The organism is Streptomyces sp. NPDC002787 (assembly GCF_053592095.1).
The window spans coordinates 346,753-363,671 of the sequence record NZ_JBSFVC010000004.1; the positions used below are offsets into that span (position 1 = coordinate 346,753).

The following is a 16,919-nucleotide window of genomic DNA, read 5'->3' on the forward strand; positions in this document are numbered from 1 at the left end:
ACGAGAGGACGCCCTCGAGGACAGCGCGCCCTGAAGGGGCACGGGGAACTGCGCGACCAGCCACGACGGACGAGCAGCCCGCAGACCCCCGCACCCAACCGCGGGTCCCGGAGAACCTCTAAACCTCCCGCACTCGCAACGCCCGCCCCAGATCGTCCAGTTGATCCACCAGCTTGCGGCGCAGGGCCGGAATGGGGTCGGCCTCCCCCAGACACCGCTCCCCCAGCCGGAGGGTCTCCGCGTCCACCGCGTACACGGGGAACGCCCACCGCCCGGCGGCCTCCGCCATGGCCGGCCCTCGCCGAGCGGCCAGCGACACCGCGTCGGCCCAGTAACGCTCGACGTACTCCGTGAGGAGTTCCGCCTGTTCCGGCTGCCAGAACCCCTGGGCCGTCGCGGTGAACAGGTAGTTGGAGAGGTCGTCCGTGGTGAACATCGCCTCCCAGGCGGCCCGCTTGGCCTCCGGCTCGGGCAGTGCGGCCCGGCACCGTGCGGCGCCCTCCTGGCCGCTGGCGCTCCGGTCCCGCTCCAGTTCGCCGGTGATCGCGTCGGCGTCGACCGCGCCGAGGACGGCGAGCCGGCCGAGGACGCGCCAGCGCAGTTCGGGGTCGAGTTCGGGGCCGCCCGGAACCGTGCCGTCGGCGAGCCAGGCGGCGATGGTCTCGGGGTGGGCGGCGACGTCGATGAAGTGGCGTACGGCGGTCAGGCGCAGTCCGGGGTTGTCGCCGTCCTCGGTGCGGCGGATGAGGTCGCGGCACAGGGAGCTGAGGGTGGACAGGCCGGCGGGGCGGTGTTCGGGGGCGAGGTAGCGGCCGGCGACCTGGGTGGTGGCGAAGGTGAGGACGCCCTGGACGATGGCGAGGTCGGTCTCGCGGGGGAGGTGGGTGCGGGCGGCCTCCAGGTAGGCGGCGGGCGGGAGTTCGGCGTCGCGTACGGCGTCGCGCAGGGCGTTCCAGACGACGGCGCGGGTGAGGGGGTCGGGGAGGCCGGAGAGGTGGCCGGTGACGGCGGCGGCGGAGTCGGGGTCGAAGCGGACCTTGGCGTAGGTGAGGTCGCCGTCGTTGAGGAGGAGCAGCGCGGGGCGCTTGCCGATGGGCTGGTCGGCGGTCTGGGGGATGTCGAGTTCGACGCGGTCGCGGAGGGTGAGGTGGCCCTGGTCGTCGCCGAGGTCCTGGTCGTAGATGCCGACGGCGATGTGGTGGGGGCGGCTGCCGGTGTGGTCGACGGTGAGGGTGTGGGTGCCGTCGGCGCCGCGGGTGACCTTGGGGGTGAGGGTGTCGACGCCGGTGGTGCGCAGCCAGGCGTCGGCCCAGGCGTGGACGTCGCGTTCGGTGGCGCCGGCGAGGTTGTCGATGAAGTCGGCGAGGGTGGCGTTGCCGAAGCGGTGGCGGGTGAAGTGGGCGTTGATGCCGGCGAGGAAGTCCTTCTCGCCGAGCCAGGCGACGAGTTGGCGCAGGGCGGAGGCGCCCTTGGCGTAGGAGATGCCGTCGAAGTTGAGGAGGGCGGCGGCGGTGTCGTCGACGTTCTCGGGGGCGACGGGGTGGGTGGAGGGGCGCTGGTCGGCGTCGTAGCCCCAGGCCTTGCGGGCGATGCCGAAGTCGACCCAGGTGTCCGTGAAGCGGGTGGCTTCGGTGAGGGTCTGGTAGCCCATGTACTCGGCGAAGGACTCGTTGAGCCAGATGTCGTCCCACCACTTGAGGGTGACGAGGTCGCCGAACCACATGTGGGCCATCTCGTGGGCGATGACCATGGCGCGCGTCTGGCGTTCGGTGTCGGTGACGGCGGAGCGATAGACGAACTCGTCGCGGAAGGTGACGAGTCCGGGGTTCTCCATGGCGCCGGCGTTGAACTCGGGGACGAAGGCCTGGTCGTAGGAGTCGAAGGGGTACGGCTCCTCGAACTTCTCGTGGTAGCGGTCGTAGAGGGCGCGGGTGATGGCGAGGAGCTCGTCGGCGTCGGTGTCGAGGTAGGGGCCGAGGGAGCGGCGGCAGTGGATGCCGAAGGGCAGGCCGCGGTGTTCGGTGCGGACCGAGTGCCAGGGGCCGGCGGCGACGGCGACGAGGTAGGTGGAGATCAGGGGGGTGGTGGCGGCCCGCCAGGTGCCGTCGTCCTGTCGCTCGGTGATGCCGTTGGCGAGGACGGTCCAGCCTTCGGGGGCGGTGACGGTGAGGTCGAAGGTGGCCTTGAGGTCGGGTTGGTCGAAGGCGGCGAAGACGCGTTGTACGTCGTCCATGAAGAGCTGGGTGTAGACGTAGGTCTCGCCGTCGGTGGGGTCGGTGAAGCGGTGCATGCCCTCGCCGGTGCGGGAGTAGCGCATGGCGGCGTCGACGCGCAGTTCGTGCTTGCCCGGGTCGAGGCCCTTGAGGGGGAGGCGGTTCCCGTCGAGGATCGCTGGCTCCAGGGGCTCTCCGTCGAGGGTGACGGAGCGCAGTTCGGCGGGCTTGAGCTCGACGAAGGTGTCCGCGGCCTTTTTCTTCCCCCGTACGGTGAAGTGGATGACGGTACGGGAGTCGAAGGTCTCGTCGCCGCGCGTGAGGTCGAGGGTGATCTCGTAGCGGTGGACGTCGAGGAGCCTGGCACGGGCATGCGCTTCGTCGCGCGTCAGTACGGACATGAGGGACATGCTGCCTGATGCCTGTGGCACGGGACAGGGGCGGGCCTGGTACGCGACCTATGTCCGGTCGTGCGCGCCGTGTGTCCGGCTTTTTGCGGCCTATGCCCGGTCGTTCGCGCCCTTGTGCTGCGCGGGTACGCGCCCTGGTCCGAGGTGTTCGGTGTGGCCGTTGTCCTTGTGGTCCTCGCGGTCCTCGTGGTCCTTGAGGCGGGCGCGCAGGTCGCGGACCTCGTGTTCCAGGGCGTGGGAGCGTGCGTGGGCGTCGTAGAGGTAGCGGACCTTGGTGCGCAGGGCCCAGGGGTCGATGGGTTTCATGACGAGGTCGGCGACGCCGAGGCGGAAGGCGGTGGCGGTGAGTTCGGCGTCGGGGCCGAAGCCGGTGAGGAGGATGACGGGGATGTGCTGGGTCTGTTCGACGCCGCGCATGTAGCGGACGACGTCGAGGCCGCTGACGCCGGGCATGCGGACGTCGAGGAGGAGCAGGCCGACCTGGCCGCGGAGGACTTCCTTGAGGGCCGCGTCGCCGCTGGTGGCGCGGGTCAGGTGGTAGCCCAGGGGGGCCAGGGCGCTCTCCAGGGCGTAGAGCGTGTCCTCATGGTCGTCGACGATGAGGATCTTGGCTTCCGACGGCATGGCTTCTCACCGTGTGTGGTCGATTCCTGACATGGAGTGCTCACGCAGGATGCCCGCTGGAGGGCGGGATGTCACTCCCCTGCGTCTGGTGCTGTGCCTGCCGTGCCTGTGGTGCCGGACGTGGTGGTGCCTGTGGTGCCGGACGTGGTGGTGCCGGTGGTGTCCGCCGTGCCGTTGCCCGTGGTGCCGGTCGTGTCCGCTGTGCCGTTCAGGGTGTTGTCCGCGATGCGTTCGTGGTGCCGGATGACCTCGGCGATGATGAAGTTCAGGAGTTTCTCCGCGAACGCCGGGTCCAGCTTGGCACTTTCGGCGAGTCCGCGCAGCCGGTTGATCTGTTGTGCCTCGCGGCTCGGGTCGGCGGCGGGCAGTTGGTGCGCGGCCTTGAGGTGGCCGACCCGCTGGGTGCACTTGAAGCGCTCGGCGAGCATGTGGACGACGGCGGCGTCGATGTTGTCGATGCTGTCCCGCAGCCGGGTGAGTTCATCCCGAACGTCCGCGTCGACCTCGCGGGCCGGCGCCGTGCCGGTGTTCGCCTCGTTGGTGTTGCTGGTGGTCATGGTCGTCACCCTATGACGCGGCGGTTCGGTGCCCGCACCGGCTTAGAGTGGAACGTATCGAGACGTCTTGAGGGGGTGCGGACGTGGCGAACGGCGGACCTGTCGAGCACGGCTACCCGCATCTGGACACCGTGCGGGCGTCGATCACCGCGCTGTACAAGCGGCTCTCGTACGACACGATCCAGACCTTCGCCACCAGTGTGGCCCCCGTCGACGTGGCGTTCTGTGACACCGACGACCTGCATCTCGGTGCCCAGCGGGTGGCGCGTGAGCTGGTGCGGCACTATCGGCTGCCGGAGGCCCGGATGATCGTCGGGTTCCGGGAGATGACCCACGCGGCGAGCGTGGAGCTGGCGGCGGGGCCGGAGTACTTCGTCGAACTCAACGACCGTTTCCGTACGCACCGCCGGGACATCGGCGCGGCTCTCGCCCATGAGGTCATGCACGTCTATCTGCACCGGCTCGGGCTGTCGTTTCCCGGGACCCGGGAGAACGAGATCCTCACGGACACGGCGACGACGTATCTGGGGGCGGGGTGGCTGCTGCTGGACGCGTACCGGGAGGATTCCGCGTCGTCGCAGAAGCTGGGGTATCTGACGCCGGAGGAGTTCGGGTACGTGCTGGCCAAGCGGGCGCAGGTGTTCGGGGAGGATCCTTCGGTGTGGTTCACCAGTCCGCAGGCGTATTCCGCGTACGTGGAGGGGCGGGGGCGGGCCCTGCGGGACGAGCGGCAGCCGCCGCTGACGGCGGCGGGGTGGGCGGGGCGGCGGCGGTACGCGCGGGATCGGCGCCATGCGCGGGACCTGCCGTCGGCTTCGCCGGGGGCGGGGGTGGGGGTGCCGTATGTGTTCACGCCTGAGGGGCGGGGGGTGGAGGGTCGGGGGGTGTTGCGGGTGTCGTTTCCCTGTCCGACGTGTCATCAGAGGATTCGGGTGCCTGTTCGGGGGCGAGTGCGGGCGCGGTGTGGGTTGTGTCGGACGGTTCTGGAGTGCGACACGTAGGTTTTGGGGCGCGTGAGAGCTCGGATGGTGCGGTTGTCGTGCGACCGCGGGTTCGTCGTGGCTTGTCGCGCAGTTCCCCGCGCCCCTGCAAGCGGCGGCCCCCGTTCATGAGGCGCCGTACACCGGGTGTGGTTCCTTCGCCTCCGCCAGGAGCTTTCGTACGGTCTCCCCCGCTTCCCGCGGGGTCCGGCGGGCTCCCTTGTCCGCGGTCGGGCCCGGGTGCCAGCCCTCCATGACGGTGATGCGGCCGCCCTCCGTCTCGAAGACCCGGCCGGTGACGCCCTCGCTCGCGGCGGAGCCCAGCCACACCACCAGCGGGGAGACGTTCTCGGGGGCCATCGCGTCGAAGCCGGTGTCGGGTGCGGTCATGGTGTCGGTGAAGACGTCCTCGGTCATTCTCGTGCGGGCCGCCGGGGCGATGGCGTTGACCTGGACGCCGTAGCGGGCGAGTTCGGCCGCGGCGACGAGGGTCAGGGCGACGATTCCGGCCTTGGCGGCGCTGTAGTTGCCCTGCCCGAGCGAGCCCAGCAGGCCCGCGCCGCTGCTGGTGTTGATGATGCGCGCGGTCGGTGTGCGGCCGGCCTTGGTCTCGGCGCGCCAGTGGGCGGCGGCGTGTTTCAGGGGCAGGAAGTGGCCTGTGAGGTGGACGCGGAGGACGGCGTCCCAGTCGTCCTCGTCGAGGTTGACAAGCATGCGGTCGCGGAGGAAGCCGGCGTTGTTGACGAGGGTGTCGAGCCGGCCGTAGGTGTCCAGGGCGGTGCGGACGAGGGAGGCGGCTCCGTCGGTCGTGGCGATGTCCCCGTCGTGGGCGATCGCGTCCCCTCCCCCGGCCCGGATCTCCTCGGCGACCCGGGCCGCCGGGCTGTCGGGGTCCGGGGTGCCGTCGCGTCCCACGCCGAGGTCGTTGACGACCACGCGGGCGCCCTCGGCGGCGTGGGCGAGCGCGTGTGCGCGGCCGAGGCCGCGGCCCGCGCCGGTGACGATGACCACGCGCCCTTCGCAGAGCCGGGGTGTGCCGCTCATCGTGGTTCTCCTTCGTCGGAGTCGGCCGTCGCCGCGTCGAGGAAGGCGGGGCGTTCGCCGCCGCCGTGGACGAGGAGGGAGGCGCCGGTGATGTAGGCCGCCGCGTCGGAGGCCAGGAAGACCGCCGCGTCGCCGATGTCGGTGGGGTCCGCGAGGCGGCCGAGCGGGACGGTGCGGGCGACGGCCGCGACGCCGCGCTCGTCGCCGTAGTGGAGGTGGGAGAGCTCGGTGCGGACCATGCCGAGGACGAGAGTGTTGACGCGTATGTCGGGGGCCCATTCCACGGCCATCGAGCGTGCCAGGTGCTCCAGGCCCGCCTTGGCCGCGCCGTACGCCGCCGAGCCGGGCGACGGGCGGCTGCCGCTCACGCTGCCGATCATCACGATCGCGCCTCCGGTCCGGCGTAGGTGGTCGTGGGCGGCGAGGGAGACGGTCAGCGGGGCGGTGAGGTTGAGTTCGACGACGCGGGCGTGGCGGTGGGCGGCGGTGCCGGCGAGTGGCCGGTAGGGGGTGCCGCCCACGTTGTTGACGAGGACGTCGAGTCGGGGCAGGTCGTCGAAGAACGCCTGCACGGCATCCGGGTCCCGTACGTCGAGGGGCACGAACTCGGCGCCCTTGAGCGGTACTTCGGGTGGACGGCGGGCGCAGGTCACGACCTCGGCGCCCGCTTCGACGAAGGCCCGGGCGATGCCGGCGCCGACGCCGCGCGTGCCGCCGGTGACGACGGCGACCTTCCCGTTGAGCCGCATCCGCTGCTACCTTCCGCACAAGAGGTACCAAACAAACGTTAGGTGGAAGGTAGCGGATGCTGCGATGGGTGTCTCCACCTCGTCCCCGGAAAAGGGGATTTCCGTAGTCACGGTCGATTTCCCGCCGGTGAACGCGCTGCCGGTGCGCGGGTGGTTCGAGCTGGCGGACGCCGTGCGCGGGGCGGGCCGTGATCCGGAGGTCCGGTGTGTGGTGCTGGTGGCTGAGGGGCGCGGGTTCAACGCCGGCGTGGACATCAAGGAGATCCAGGCGGCGGGGCGGAGTGCGCTGATCGGCGCCAACCATGGGTGTGCGGAGGCGTTCGCCGCCGTGTACGAGTGCGAGGTGCCGGTGGTGGCGGCGGTGCACGGGTTCTGTCTGGGCGGCGGGATCGGCCTGGCCGGCAACGCGGACGCGATCGTGGCGAGTGACGACGCGACCTTCGGGCTGCCCGAGCTGGACCGGGGCGCGCTGGGTGCCGCCACGCATCTGGCGCGGCTGGTGCCGCAGCATCTGATGCGCGCGCTGTACTACACCTCGCGTACGGCGACCGCGGCCGAGCTGTGGGCGCACGGATCGGTGTGGCGGGTCGTACCGCGTGGCGAACTCCGCGCCGCCGCCCTGGAGTTGGCCGGCGAGATCGCTGCGAAGGACGGACGTCTGATCCGGCTGGCGAAGGCCGCCATCAACGGCATCGACCCCGTCGACGTGCGCCGCAGCTACCGCTTCGAGCAGGGCTTCACCTTCGAGGCGAACCTCAGCGGCGTGGCCGACGAGGTCCGCGACACGTTCGGCACGGCAGGGAAGGAGGGGGCACGTGAGTGACAAGACCATGACCGCCGACGAGGCCGTCTCGCGGCTGACGAGCGGGATGACCCTCGGCATCGGCGGCTGGGGCTCGCGCCGCAAGCCGATGGCGCTGGTGAGGGCGCTGCTGCGCTCCGAGGTCACCGACCTCACGGTGGTCTCGTACGGCGGCCCGGACGTCGGCATGCTCGCCGCCGCCGGACGGGTCCGGAAGCTGGTCGCCGCCTTCGCCACCCTCGACTCCATCCCCCTCGAACCGCACTTCCGCGCGGCCCGCGAGCGGGGCGCCTTCGAGCTGATGGAGATCGACGAGGCGATGTTCATGTGGGGGCTGCGGGCCGCCGCGAACCGGCTGCCCTTCCTGCCGGTACGGGCGGGCATCGGCTCGGACGTGATGCGGGTCAACCCCGGTCTGCGGACGGTGACGTCGCCGTACGACGACGGGGAGAGCTTCCTCGCCATGCCCGCGCTCCGCCTCGACGCCGCGTTCGTGCACGTCAACCGGGCCGACCGGCTCGGCAACGGCCAGTATCTGGGGCCGGACCCGTACTTCGACGACCTCTTCTGCGAGGCGGCCGACACGGCGTACGTCTCCTGCGAACGGCTCGTGGACACGGCGGAGCTGACGAAGGAGGCCGCGCCCCAGACGCTGCTGGTCAGCCGTCATGTGGTGGCGGGCGTGGTGGAGGCCCCGAACGGCGCGCACTTCACCTCCTGCGCCCCCGATCACGGGCGGGACGAGGCGTTCCAGAAGCACTACGCGACCACGCCGTGGGGTGACTTCGCCGAGCGGTTCCTGACGGGTGACGAGCACGCCTACCAGTCGGCCGTGCGGGCCTGGCACCAGGAGGGCTCATGAGCGGGGTGACCCGTGCCGAGTACTGCGTGATCGCGTGCGCCGAGGCCTGGCGGGGGGCCGGGGAGATCCTCGCCAGCCCCATGGGTCTCATCCCGTCCCTGGGCGCGCGGCTCGCCAAGCGGACCTTCTCGCCGGACCTGTTGCTGACGGACGGCGAGGCCCTGCTCGTGGGCCCGGACGGCACACCGGAGGGCTGGCTGCCGTACCGTAGGCATCTCGCCCTCGTCACGGGCGGCAGGCGGCACGTGATGATGGGCGCGAGCCAGATCGACCGGTACGGCAACCAGAACATCAGTTGCGTCGGTGACTGGGCGAAGCCGACGCGACAGTTGCTCGGGGTTCGGGGGGCGCCCGTCAACACCCTGAACAATCCGACGAGTTACTGGATCCCCCGGCACTCCCGGCGGGTCTTCGTCGAGAAGGTCGACATGGTGTGCGGGGTGGGGTACGACCGCGCGGCCGAGCACCCCGTGACCGCCCGGTTCCACCACCTCCCCCGGGTCGTGTCCGACCTCGGGGTGTTCGACTTCGCGACCCCCGACCACTCGATGCGGCTGGCCTCACTGCATCCGGGCGTCACGGTCGAGCAGGTCGGGGAGGCGACCGGGTTCGCGCTCGCCGTCCCGGACGAGGTGCCGTACACCCGTGAACCGACGGCGTGGGAGCTGCGGTTGATCCGCGAGGTGATCGACCCGGCCCAGGCCCGCGCACGTGAGGTGCGGGGCTGATGGACACGGCTCTGACCCGGCTCGTCGGTGTCCGCCATCCGATCGTGCAGACCGGGATGGGCTGGGTCGCCGGGCCCCGGCTGGTCTCCGCCACGGCGAACGCGGGCGCGCTCGGCATCCTGGCCTCCGCGACGATGACGACCGTCCAACTCCGGGACGCTGTACGGGAGGTGAGAGGCCGTACGGACGGGGCGCCCTTCGGGGTGAACCTGCGCGCGGACGCGGGGGACGCTCGGGAACGGGTGCGGATCATCGTCGAGGAGGGCGTCCGGGTGGCGTCCTTCGCGCTCGCGCCCTCCAGGGAGCTGATCGCGGAGCTCAAGGACGCGGGCGTGGTCGTGATCCCGTCCGTCGGTGCCCAGCGGCACGCCGAGAAGGTGGCGTCGTGGGGTGCGGACGCGGTGGTGGTGCAGGGCGGCGAGGGCGGCGGGCACACCGGGGAGGTGGCGACGACCGTGCTGCTGCCGCAGGTCGTGGACGCCGTCGACATCCCCGTCGTCGCCGCGGGCGGCTTCCACGACGGGCGCGGGCTGGTGGCCGCGCTGGCGTTCGGGGCGGCCGGGGTGGCGATGGGCACGCGGTTCCTGCTCACCTCGGACTCGACGGTGCCGGACGTGGTGAAGGCCCGGTATCTGGCGGCGACGGTGAAGGACGTCACCGTCACGACCGCCGTGGACGGGCTGCCGCACCGCATGCTCCGCACGGAGTTGGTGAGCGCCCTGGAGGCGTCCGGCCGTACGCGCGCCCTGCTGCACGCCGTGCGCCACGCGGCCGGCTTCCGGCGGCTCTCCGGGCTCACCTGGCGCCGTATGGTCCGCGACGGCCTCGCGCTGCGGCACGGCAAGGACCTCACCTGGAGCCAGGTCCTGCTCGCCGCCAACACGCCCATGCTGCTCAGGTCCGCGATGGTGGACGGCCGTACGGACCTGGGGGTGATGGCGTCCGGGCAGGTCGCCGGGGTGATCGACGACCTGCCGTCGTGCGCGGAGCTGGTGGAGCGGGTCATGAAGGAGGCGGAGGAGACACTGAAGGGCCTCACCGCCTCCCGCTGATCACCGTCACAACCGCTCGATGATCGTCACGTTCGCCTGCCCGCCCCCCTCGCACATCGTCTGCAGCCCGTACCGGCCGCCCGTGCGCTCCAGCTCGTGCAGGAGGGTCGTCATGAGCTTGGCGCCGGTCGCGCCCAGGGGGTGGCCGAGGGCGATGGCGCCGCCGTTGACGTTGACCTTCTCCGGATCGGCTCCCGTCTCCTTCAGCCACGCCAGCACGACCGGCGCGAACGCCTCGTTGATCTCGACGAGGTCGATGTCGTCGAGGGAGAGGCCGGTCTTCTTCAGGGCGTGCGCGGTCGCCGGTATCGGCGCGGTGAGCATACGGATGGGGTCCTCGCCGCGTACGGAGAGGTGGTGGACGCGGGCGCGCGGGGTCAGCCCGTGCTCCCGTACGGCGCGTTCGGAGGCGAGGAGGAGCGCGGCGGCGCCGTCGGAGACCTGGGAGGAGCAGGCGGCGGTGACGGTGCCGCCGTCGATGACCGGTTTCAGGGCAGCCATCTTCTCCAGCGAGGTGTCCCTGCGCGGGCCCTCGTCCACGGTCACGTCCCCGTACGGCACGGTCTCGCGGGCGAAGCGGCCCTCGTCGACGGCCCGTACCGCCCGCTGGTGGGACCGCAGCGCGTACTCCTCCTGGTCGCGGCGGCCGATGCCCCACTTCGCGGCGATCATCTCGGCGCCGACGAACTGGTTCACCGGCCGGTCCCCGTAGCGTGCCCGCCACCCCTCGCTGCCCGCGAAGGGCCCTTCGGTGAGGCCGAGCGGTACGGCGGCCTGGCGGGAGGCGAAGGCGATGGGGACCATCGTCATGTTCTGGACGCCGCCCGCGACCACCAGGTCCTGGGTGCCGGAGAGGACGGCCTGGGCGGCGAAGTGCACGGCCTGCTGCGAGGAGCCGCACTGCCGGTCGACGGTCGTGCCCGGCACCTCCTCGGGCAGCCCCGCCGCCAGCCAGCTGGTCCGCGCGATGTCCCCGGCCTGCGGCCCGACGGTGTCCAGACAGCCGAAGACGACGTCCTCCACGGCCGCCGGGTCCACGCCCGCGCGCGAGACGAGCGCCTTGAGCGCGTGGGCGCCCAGGTCGGCCGGATGGACGGTGCCGAGCCCTCCCCCGCGCCGGCCGACAGGCGTGCGGACCGCTTCGACGATGTAGGCCTCGGCCATGGCGACTCCCCAGACTCTCCGATGAGTTACGTGGCTATGTGCGTACGGCGATCCCGTCCAGCACCATCGACAGGTACTGCCGGGCGATCTGCTCCGGGCTGTACTGTCCGCTCGGCCGGTACCAGGACGCGGCGACCCAGACGGTGTCGCGCACGAACCGGTAGGTGACCCTCGTGTCGAGGTCGGCCCGGAACTCCTCGGCGGCGACCCCGCGCTCCAGCGTGGCCAGCCATGTCTCCTCGAACCTGCGCTGCGACCGGTCAAGGAACAGGAACCGCTCCAGCGCGACCAGCTGCTTGGCTTCCTTCTGGTAGATCGCGACGGCGGCGCGGTGCCGGTCGATCGCCCGGAACGACTCGGTGACCAGGGCCTCGAAGGTCTCCCGAGGGCCGAGGCCGGCGTCCAGGACGGTGTCGTACTGCTCCCAGAGTTCATCGAGGAAGGTCCGCAGGATCTCCTCGAGCATCGCGTCCTTGGACTCGAAGTAGTAGTAGAGGCTGCCCGCGAGCATGCCCACGTCGTCCGCGATCCTGCGGACGGTGGTGGCGTTGTAGCCCAGGTCGGCGAAGACCGCGGCGGCCTTGTCGAGGAGTTCCCGTCGACGCGCGGGCGCGGCGGCCGGCTTGGCGGCAGCCGGCTTGGCGGCGGTGGTCGCCCGGGGCTTCTTGTTGGTCGGCACGCTGCTCATTGTCCTCAGGGGTGCTGGTTGCTGACGGACACGACCTCGCCCGTCAGGTACGAGGAGTAGCCCGACGCCAGGAACACGATCACGTTGGCCACCTCCCAGGGTTCGGCGTACCGCCCGAAGGCCTCCCGCGCGGTCAGCTCCTCCAGCAGTTCGGGGGTCGTGACCTTCACGAGGTGCGGGTGCATGGCGAGGCTCGGCGACACGGCGTTGACACGCACCCCGTACTCGGCCGCCTCGATCGCCGCGCACCTGGTCAGCGCCATCACGCCGGCCTTCGCCGCCGCGTAGTGCGCCTGCCCGGCCTGGGCGCGCCAGCCGACGACGGAGGCGTTGTTGACGATCACGCCGCCACCGCTCTGCCGCATCAGGCGCAGCGCGGCCCGGGTGCACCGGAACGTGCCGTTCAGCGTCACGTCCAGCACCTTCGACCACTGTTCGTCGGTCATGTCGACGAGGTCCGAGGTGCCGCCCAGGCCCGCGTTGTTGACGACGATGTCGAGCTGTCCGTGCCGCTGGACACCTTGGTCGAACAGCGCCCGCACCTGCTCCTCGTCGGTCACGTCGCACGGCACCGCCCCGACGGACTCCGCCCCGAACTCCCCGGCCAGCTCGGCTTCGTAGTCCTTGAGCCGACGGGCGTGGGCGTCGCTGATGAGCACGCGGGCGCCCTCCTCCAGGAAGCGCCGGGCGGTCGCTCCGCCGATGCCCGCGCCGGCCGCCGCGGTGATCACGGCGGTGCGTCCGCCGAGCAGGCCGTGCCCGGGGACGTACGTCGGACCCTCGACGTTCTTCATGGCGGCACGCTAACCTACCAAACACTTGTTAGGGAAGGCCGAGCGTTGTCGTCGGCAGCGTTTCGTCAACAGCGCGGTGTCAGGCAGCGCTGTGTCAGGCAGCGCGGCGGCCGCCTGTCAGGCAGCATCGTGTCAGGCAAGGAGAGGTGACCCGTGGACCTCGACCGTTCCCCCGCCGACGAGGCCTTCCGCGCCGAGGCGCGCGCATGGCTGCGCGCCCATGTCCCGCCCGAGCCGCTCCCGTCCCTGGAGACCGCGGAGGGCTTCGCCGCCCACCGCGCCTGGGAGGCCGAACTGGCCGCCGGCCGCTGGTCGGTGGTGAACTGGCCGACCGCGTACGGCGGCCGCGACGCGGGGCTGCTGCGCCGGCTGGTCTTCGAGGAGGAGTACTACGCGGCGGGCGCCCCGGGCCGCGTCAGCCAGAACGGCATCAACCTCCTCGCCCCGACCCTCTTCGACCACGGTACGCAGGAGCAGCGGGCTCGCGTGCTGCCGCCGATGGCCTGCGGCGAGGTGGTGTGGGCCCAGGCGTGGTCGGAGCCCGAGGCCGGTTCGGACCTCGCGTCCCTCACCTCCCGGGCCCTTCGTACGGACGGGGGCTGGCTGTTGAGCGGTCAGAAGACCTGGTCGTCGCGTGCCGCCTTCGCGGACCGGGCGTTCGGCCTGTTCCGCAGCGAGCCGGGCACGCCGAAACCCCACCAGGGGCTGACGTACCTCATGTTCGACCTGCGCGCCCCGGGCGTGACGGTCCGCCCTACAGGCCGCCTCGACGGAAAACCGGCCTTCGCCGAGCTCTTCCTCGACGACGTGTTCGTGCCGGACGAGGACGTCATCGGCGAGCCCGGCCAGGGCTGGCGCATCGCGATGTCGACCGCCGGCAACGAACGCGGCCTGATGCTGCGCTCGCCGGGCCGCTTCCTGGCCTCCGCGCACCGCCTGTTCGACCTGTGGCATACGCGAGGGTGCCCGGCCGCCTCGGGTGACCGCGTGGCCGACGCCCTGATCGGCGCCCGCGCCTACCAGCTGTTCACCTACGCGGCCGCCTCCCGCTTCCTGGAGGGCACGCCGGTCGGCCCCGAGGCCAGCCTGAACAAGGTCTTCTGGTCCGAGTACGACATCGCCCTGCACGAGACGGCACTCGAACTGCTCGGCGGGGAAGGCGAGTCGGCGGACACCGACTGGGCCGAGGGCTACGTCTTCTCCCTCGCCGGCCCGATCTACGCCGGCACCAACGAGATCCAGCGCGACATCATCGCCGAGCGCCTCCTCGGCCTGCCGAAGGGCCGCCGCTGATGCGCGGCCTCACTCTGAAGGGCCGCCGCTGATGCGTGGCCTCAGCCTCATCCTGAAGGGCCGCCGCTGATGCGCTTCCTCCTGGACACCGAGCAGCGGGCGTTCGCCGACTCGCTGGACGCGATGCTGACGGCCGCCGGCACACCCACCGTCGTACGGGCCTGGGGGCTGGGCGAGCACGCAGCCGGGCGGGGGCTGTGGTCCCGTATCGCGCAGGCCGGCGTCTTCGCGCTGGCCGCGCCGGAGGCGTACGACGGGATGGGCCCCCTGCCCGTCGAACTGGCCGTCGCCTTCGTGGAGTTGGGACGGCACGCGGTGCCGGGTCCGCTCGTGGAGACGGTGACGGCGGCGGCCCTCCTGGCCGGCCTGGACGACCCCGGCCCGGCCAAGCGCCTGCTCCCGGCGCTGGTCTCCGGGGAGGTCATGGCGACCGTCGCGCCGCCGGCGTCGCCGTACGCGCTGGACGGGGACGCGGCGACGACCCGCCTGTCCCTGAGCGACACCGAACTACGACTGTCGCCCGGTCACGGCCCGATCCGCCCCTCCCTGGACCCGGCCCGCCGCCTGACTCCGCTCTCCCCCGGCGGCGAACTCCTCGCCACGCACCCGCCCCTCCCCCGGGCCCTCACCTGGGCCCGTCTCGCGGTCGCCGCCCAGGCCCTCGGCGTCGGACTCGCCCTCCTGGACAGGACGGTGGCGTACGTCAAACAGCGCACCCAGTTCGGTGTCCCCATCGGCTCGTTCCAGGCGGTGAAGCACCGGTTGGCGGACGCGAAGGTGGCCCTGGAGTTCGCGCGTCCGCTGATCTTCGGCGCGGCGGTCACCCTGGACCCGGCCGACGTGGCCGCCGCGAAGGTGACGGCCTGCGAGGCGGCGTACACGACCGCCCGCACCGCGCTCCAACTGCACGGCGCGATCGGCTACACGGCGGAGTACGACCTGTCGCTGTGGCTGACCAAGGCCGGCGCGCTGCGGACGGCGTGGGGCAGCCCGGCCGTATGCCGGAGCGCGGTCCTCAGTGGTGGTGGTCGCCGCTGGTGAGCTCCCGGTACGCCTCGGCCGCCGGGGCCTACCTCACGATGCCCTGAGCCCGGGCCGCCACCAGCCACTTGGGGAACTCCCCCACGAGCCGGTCGTACAGCTCCGCGTCGGACACGGACCTCGGATCCGAACCGGCGTGGAAGAACCCGGCGTTGTCGACGACCCGCTTGCCCGGCACCGCCAACTCGTCCAGCCGGCGCAGGAAGTCGAACTGCTTGCTGTCCGGGTCACCGAAGCCGACGAACTGCCAGAAGAGGGGGAGCCGGGCGGCCTTGCAGACGTAGCGTTCGGCGGCGAGCTTGTTGATGGGCCCGCCGTCGGTCTGGAACACGACGAGAGCGGGGGCCGTGGAGCCACTGTCGAGGTAGTGGTCGATCACGGCGTCCATGGCCGTGTGATAACTGGTCCGGCCCATGTGTCCGAGCCCGGCCACGATCCGCTCGATCCGCCCTCGGTGATCGGCCAGGTCGATGTGGGCCACGGCGTCGATGTCCGTCGAGAAGAAGACGACCGGCACGCGCCCGTCGTCGTCGAGATGGGCCGACAGCCCGAGCACCCGGTCGGCGAGCGCCTGCACGCTGCCGTCCTTGTAGTAGGGCTTCATGGAGCCGCTGTGATCGACGACGAGGTAGACGGCGGCCCGCGCCCCGCCGAGCCCGTGCTTCCTGAGCGAGACACCGGCGGTCTTGTAGAGGTCGACGAGCGCGGGAGCGGTCTCCTCGACCTTGCTGAGGCTGATCGCGGACATGGGGCGCTCTCCTGGCATCGAAACCCTGCGGGAACCCGCAGGCTAAGGCACTCCACAACCCCACCCCCTCCCCACGCACCCCACCTGGTTCGCTATTTTGTTCGCCGCCGTCCTCACCGGCTCGTCATCAGCCCCGCACCCTCAAGGAGCCGGCCGTGGAACCCGAGTCCCCGTCGTCGTCCGAGCCCGCCATCACCACCTGCTACCGCCACCCGAAAGTGGAGTCGTACGTCCGCTGCACCCGCTGTGAGCGGTTCATCTGCCCGGACTGCATGCGCGACGCGGCCGTGGGCCACCAGTGCCCGGAGTGCGTGCAGGAGGGCGCGAGATCGGTCCGCCAGGCCCGCACGGCCTTCGGCGGCCGGATCTCGACGGTCCCGCTGGTCACGTACGTCCTGATCGGCCTGAACGTCGTGGCCTACGTCGCCGAACTGCTCCGCCCGGAGATCGTGGACGACTTCGCGATGCTGGGCCGTGGCCTGCTCGGCTCGGACGGCCTGCACTACGTCTGGCAGAGCGCCTACCCGGCCGACTTCCAGCTCGAAGGCGTGATCGACGGCGAGTGGTACCGCCTTCTCACCGGCGCGTTCCTCCATCTCCCGCCCACGGAGGGCAGCTTCGGCATCCTCCACATCGTGATGAACATGGTCACGCTGTGGAACGTCGGCAGGGTGGTGGAGGCTCAGCTGGGCCGCGCCCGCTACCTGAGCCTGTACGTGCTGTCCGCCCTCGGCGGCTCCGTCCTCGTCCTCCTCCTCGCCCCCGACGCGAGCACGGTCGGCGCCTCCGGCGCGATCTTCGGCGTCTGTACCGCGTACTACGTCCTCGCCCGCCGCCTGGGCGCCGACCCGGCGGGCATCAACCGCTTCATGGCCGGCCTGCTGGTGTGGCTGATCATCTCGGCGGTCGTCACGTCCTGGCAGGGCCACCTCGGCGGCCTGCTGACCGGCGGGGTGGTGGCCCTGGCCTTCGCGTACGCGCCTCGCGACCGGCGACGGGTACTGGTGCAGGCGGGAGCGGGTGTGGCGATGCTCGCGCTGTTGATGGTGCTGGCGGTCGCGAAGGTCGCGGCGATGACGGGCTGAGTGCGCCCGGGCATGCGACGGCGCCTGCCCAGTCGTCCGGTCGGGGACTGGCGGGCAGGCGCCGTCTGTGTTCCGTACGCCGTTG

General features: G+C 71.7%; 17 protein-coding genes. 8 read left to right on the forward strand and 9 right to left on the reverse strand.

The window, feature by feature from the left end:
• Positions 1-118: 118 nt before the first annotated feature.
• The 3 genes from pepN to ACWD26_RS07610 all read right to left on the reverse strand — a co-directional run bounded on the left by pepN (position 119) and on the right by ACWD26_RS07610 (position 3,804).
• Entirely contained in the window at positions 119-2,623 is a 2,505-nt protein-coding gene (gene pepN / locus ACWD26_RS07600; protein WP_451267258.1) for an aminopeptidase N, read from the reverse strand.
• Positions 2,624-2,713: 90 nt separating this feature from the next.
• Positions 2,714-3,247: a response regulator gene (locus ACWD26_RS07605; protein WP_451267260.1), complete on the reverse strand. Its 534-nt coding sequence runs from the start codon at positions 3,245-3,247 to the stop codon at positions 2,714-2,716.
• Positions 3,248-3,318: 71 nt separating this feature from the next.
• Positions 3,319-3,804, reverse strand: a complete 486-nt coding sequence (locus tag ACWD26_RS07610) for a chorismate mutase (protein WP_451267262.1) — start codon at positions 3,802-3,804, stop codon at positions 3,319-3,321.
• 83 nt (positions 3,805-3,887) lie between these two features.
• On the opposite strand from ACWD26_RS07610, the gene ACWD26_RS07615 reads away from it, so the two are divergent.
• Positions 3,888-4,805: a hypothetical protein gene (locus ACWD26_RS07615; protein WP_451267264.1), complete on the forward strand. Its 918-nt coding sequence runs from the start codon at positions 3,888-3,890 to the stop codon at positions 4,803-4,805.
• A 105-nt stretch (positions 4,806-4,910) separates the two neighbouring features.
• On the opposite strand, the gene ACWD26_RS07620 is transcribed toward ACWD26_RS07615, so the two are convergent.
• Both ACWD26_RS07620 and ACWD26_RS07625 read right to left on the reverse strand, forming a co-directional pair.
• On the reverse strand, positions 4,911-5,828 hold the full coding sequence (locus ACWD26_RS07620) for an SDR family oxidoreductase (protein WP_451267266.1): 918 nt from the start codon (positions 5,826-5,828) through the stop codon (positions 4,911-4,913).
• Complete coding sequence (locus ACWD26_RS07625) at positions 5,825-6,577, reverse strand: SDR family oxidoreductase (protein WP_451267268.1); 753 nt, start codon at positions 6,575-6,577, stop codon at positions 5,825-5,827. Before ACWD26_RS07625 ends, ACWD26_RS07620 begins: the two co-directional genes overlap by 4 nt.
• A 64-nt stretch (positions 6,578-6,641) precedes the next feature.
• On the opposite strand from ACWD26_RS07625, the gene ACWD26_RS07630 reads away from it, so the two are divergent.
• From ACWD26_RS07630 to ACWD26_RS07645, 4 genes are read left to right on the forward strand one after another with little or no spacing between them, the layout of a single operon-like run.
• Positions 6,642-7,400, forward strand: coding sequence for an enoyl-CoA hydratase family protein (locus ACWD26_RS07630; protein ID WP_451267270.1), 759 nt, complete (start codon positions 6,642-6,644; stop codon positions 7,398-7,400).
• Positions 7,393-8,241, forward strand: a complete 849-nt coding sequence (locus ACWD26_RS07635; protein ID WP_451267272.1) for a CoA transferase subunit A — start codon at positions 7,393-7,395, stop codon at positions 8,239-8,241. The genes ACWD26_RS07630 and ACWD26_RS07635 overlap by 8 nt, the downstream gene beginning before the upstream one ends.
• The gene (locus ACWD26_RS07640) at positions 8,238-8,969 is read left to right on the forward strand and encodes a CoA-transferase subunit beta (RefSeq protein ID WP_451267274.1); all 732 of its coding nucleotides are present in this window, start codon (positions 8,238-8,240) and stop codon (positions 8,967-8,969) included. Before ACWD26_RS07635 ends, ACWD26_RS07640 begins: the two co-directional genes overlap by 4 nt.
• Complete coding sequence (locus ACWD26_RS07645; RefSeq protein WP_451267276.1) at positions 8,969-10,021, forward strand: NAD(P)H-dependent flavin oxidoreductase; 1,053 nt, start codon at positions 8,969-8,971, stop codon at positions 10,019-10,021. The genes ACWD26_RS07640 and ACWD26_RS07645 overlap by 1 nt, the downstream gene beginning before the upstream one ends.
• A gap of 6 nt (positions 10,022-10,027) precedes the next feature.
• Here the strand turns inward: ACWD26_RS07645 and ACWD26_RS07650 are convergent, their stop codons facing one another.
• Genes ACWD26_RS07650 through ACWD26_RS07660 form a run of 3 tightly spaced genes read right to left on the reverse strand, consistent with a single transcriptional unit; the run spans position 10,028 to position 12,667 of the window.
• On the reverse strand, positions 10,028-11,185 hold the full coding sequence (locus tag ACWD26_RS07650; protein WP_451267278.1) for an acetyl-CoA C-acetyltransferase: 1,158 nt from the start codon (positions 11,183-11,185) through the stop codon (positions 10,028-10,030).
• A 34-nt stretch (positions 11,186-11,219) separates the two neighbouring features.
• Positions 11,220-11,864: a TetR/AcrR family transcriptional regulator gene (locus tag ACWD26_RS07655; RefSeq protein ID WP_451267280.1), complete on the reverse strand. Its 645-nt coding sequence runs from the start codon at positions 11,862-11,864 to the stop codon at positions 11,220-11,222.
• 14 nt (positions 11,865-11,878) lie between these two features.
• Positions 11,879-12,667: an SDR family oxidoreductase gene (locus ACWD26_RS07660; RefSeq protein ID WP_451267282.1), complete on the reverse strand. Its 789-nt coding sequence runs from the start codon at positions 12,665-12,667 to the stop codon at positions 11,879-11,881.
• Between the two features lie 153 nt (positions 12,668-12,820).
• On the opposite strand from ACWD26_RS07660, the gene ACWD26_RS07665 reads away from it, so the two are divergent.
• Positions 12,821-13,960, forward strand: coding sequence for an acyl-CoA dehydrogenase family protein (locus tag ACWD26_RS07665; RefSeq protein WP_451267284.1), 1,140 nt, complete (start codon positions 12,821-12,823; stop codon positions 13,958-13,960).
• Between the two features lie 69 nt (positions 13,961-14,029).
• Positions 14,030-15,001, forward strand: a complete 972-nt coding sequence (locus tag ACWD26_RS07670; protein WP_451267286.1) for an acyl-CoA dehydrogenase family protein — start codon at positions 14,030-14,032, stop codon at positions 14,999-15,001.
• A gap of 28 nt (positions 15,002-15,029) precedes the next feature.
• On the opposite strand, the gene ACWD26_RS07675 is transcribed toward ACWD26_RS07670, so the two are convergent.
• Complete coding sequence (locus ACWD26_RS07675; RefSeq protein ID WP_451267288.1) at positions 15,030-15,749, reverse strand: vWA domain-containing protein; 720 nt, start codon at positions 15,747-15,749, stop codon at positions 15,030-15,032.
• 155 nt (positions 15,750-15,904) lie between these two features.
• On the opposite strand from ACWD26_RS07675, the gene ACWD26_RS07680 reads away from it, so the two are divergent.
• On the forward strand, positions 15,905-16,834 hold the full coding sequence (locus ACWD26_RS07680; protein ID WP_451267290.1) for a rhomboid family intramembrane serine protease: 930 nt from the start codon (positions 15,905-15,907) through the stop codon (positions 16,832-16,834).
• Positions 16,835-16,919: the final 85 nt, after the last annotated feature.

What these genes read in the sequence shown, in the direction of transcription:
- pepN (WP_451267258.1), bottom strand. Translation starts at nt 2,623, where the DNA reads ATGTCCCTCATGTCCGTACTGACGCGCGACGAAGCGCATGCCCGTGCC.
- ACWD26_RS07605 (WP_451267260.1), bottom strand. Translation starts at nt 3,247, where the DNA reads ATGCCGTCGGAAGCCAAGATCCTCATCGTCGACGACCATGAGGACACG.
- ACWD26_RS07610 (WP_451267262.1), bottom strand. Translation starts at nt 3,804, where the DNA reads ATGACCACCAGCAACACCAACGAGGCGAACACCGGCACGGCGCCGGCC.
- ACWD26_RS07620 (WP_451267266.1), bottom strand. Translation starts at nt 5,828, where the DNA reads ATGAGCGGCACACCCCGGCTCTGCGAAGGGCGCGTGGTCATCGTCACC.
- ACWD26_RS07625 (WP_451267268.1), bottom strand. Translation starts at nt 6,577, where the DNA reads ATGCGGCTCAACGGGAAGGTCGCCGTCGTCACCGGCGGCACGCGCGGC.
- ACWD26_RS07630 (WP_451267270.1), top strand. Translation starts at nt 6,642, where the DNA reads ATGGGTGTCTCCACCTCGTCCCCGGAAAAGGGGATTTCCGTAGTCACG.
- ACWD26_RS07640 (WP_451267274.1), top strand. Translation starts at nt 8,238, where the DNA reads ATGAGCGGGGTGACCCGTGCCGAGTACTGCGTGATCGCGTGCGCCGAG.
- ACWD26_RS07645 (WP_451267276.1), top strand. Translation starts at nt 8,969, where the DNA reads ATGGACACGGCTCTGACCCGGCTCGTCGGTGTCCGCCATCCGATCGTG.
- ACWD26_RS07650 (WP_451267278.1), bottom strand. Translation starts at nt 11,185, where the DNA reads ATGGCCGAGGCCTACATCGTCGAAGCGGTCCGCACGCCTGTCGGCCGG.
- ACWD26_RS07660 (WP_451267282.1), bottom strand. Translation starts at nt 12,667, where the DNA reads ATGAAGAACGTCGAGGGTCCGACGTACGTCCCCGGGCACGGCCTGCTC.
- ACWD26_RS07670 (WP_451267286.1), top strand. Translation starts at nt 14,030, where the DNA reads ATGCGCTTCCTCCTGGACACCGAGCAGCGGGCGTTCGCCGACTCGCTG.
- ACWD26_RS07675 (WP_451267288.1), bottom strand. Translation starts at nt 15,749, where the DNA reads ATGTCCGCGATCAGCCTCAGCAAGGTCGAGGAGACCGCTCCCGCGCTC.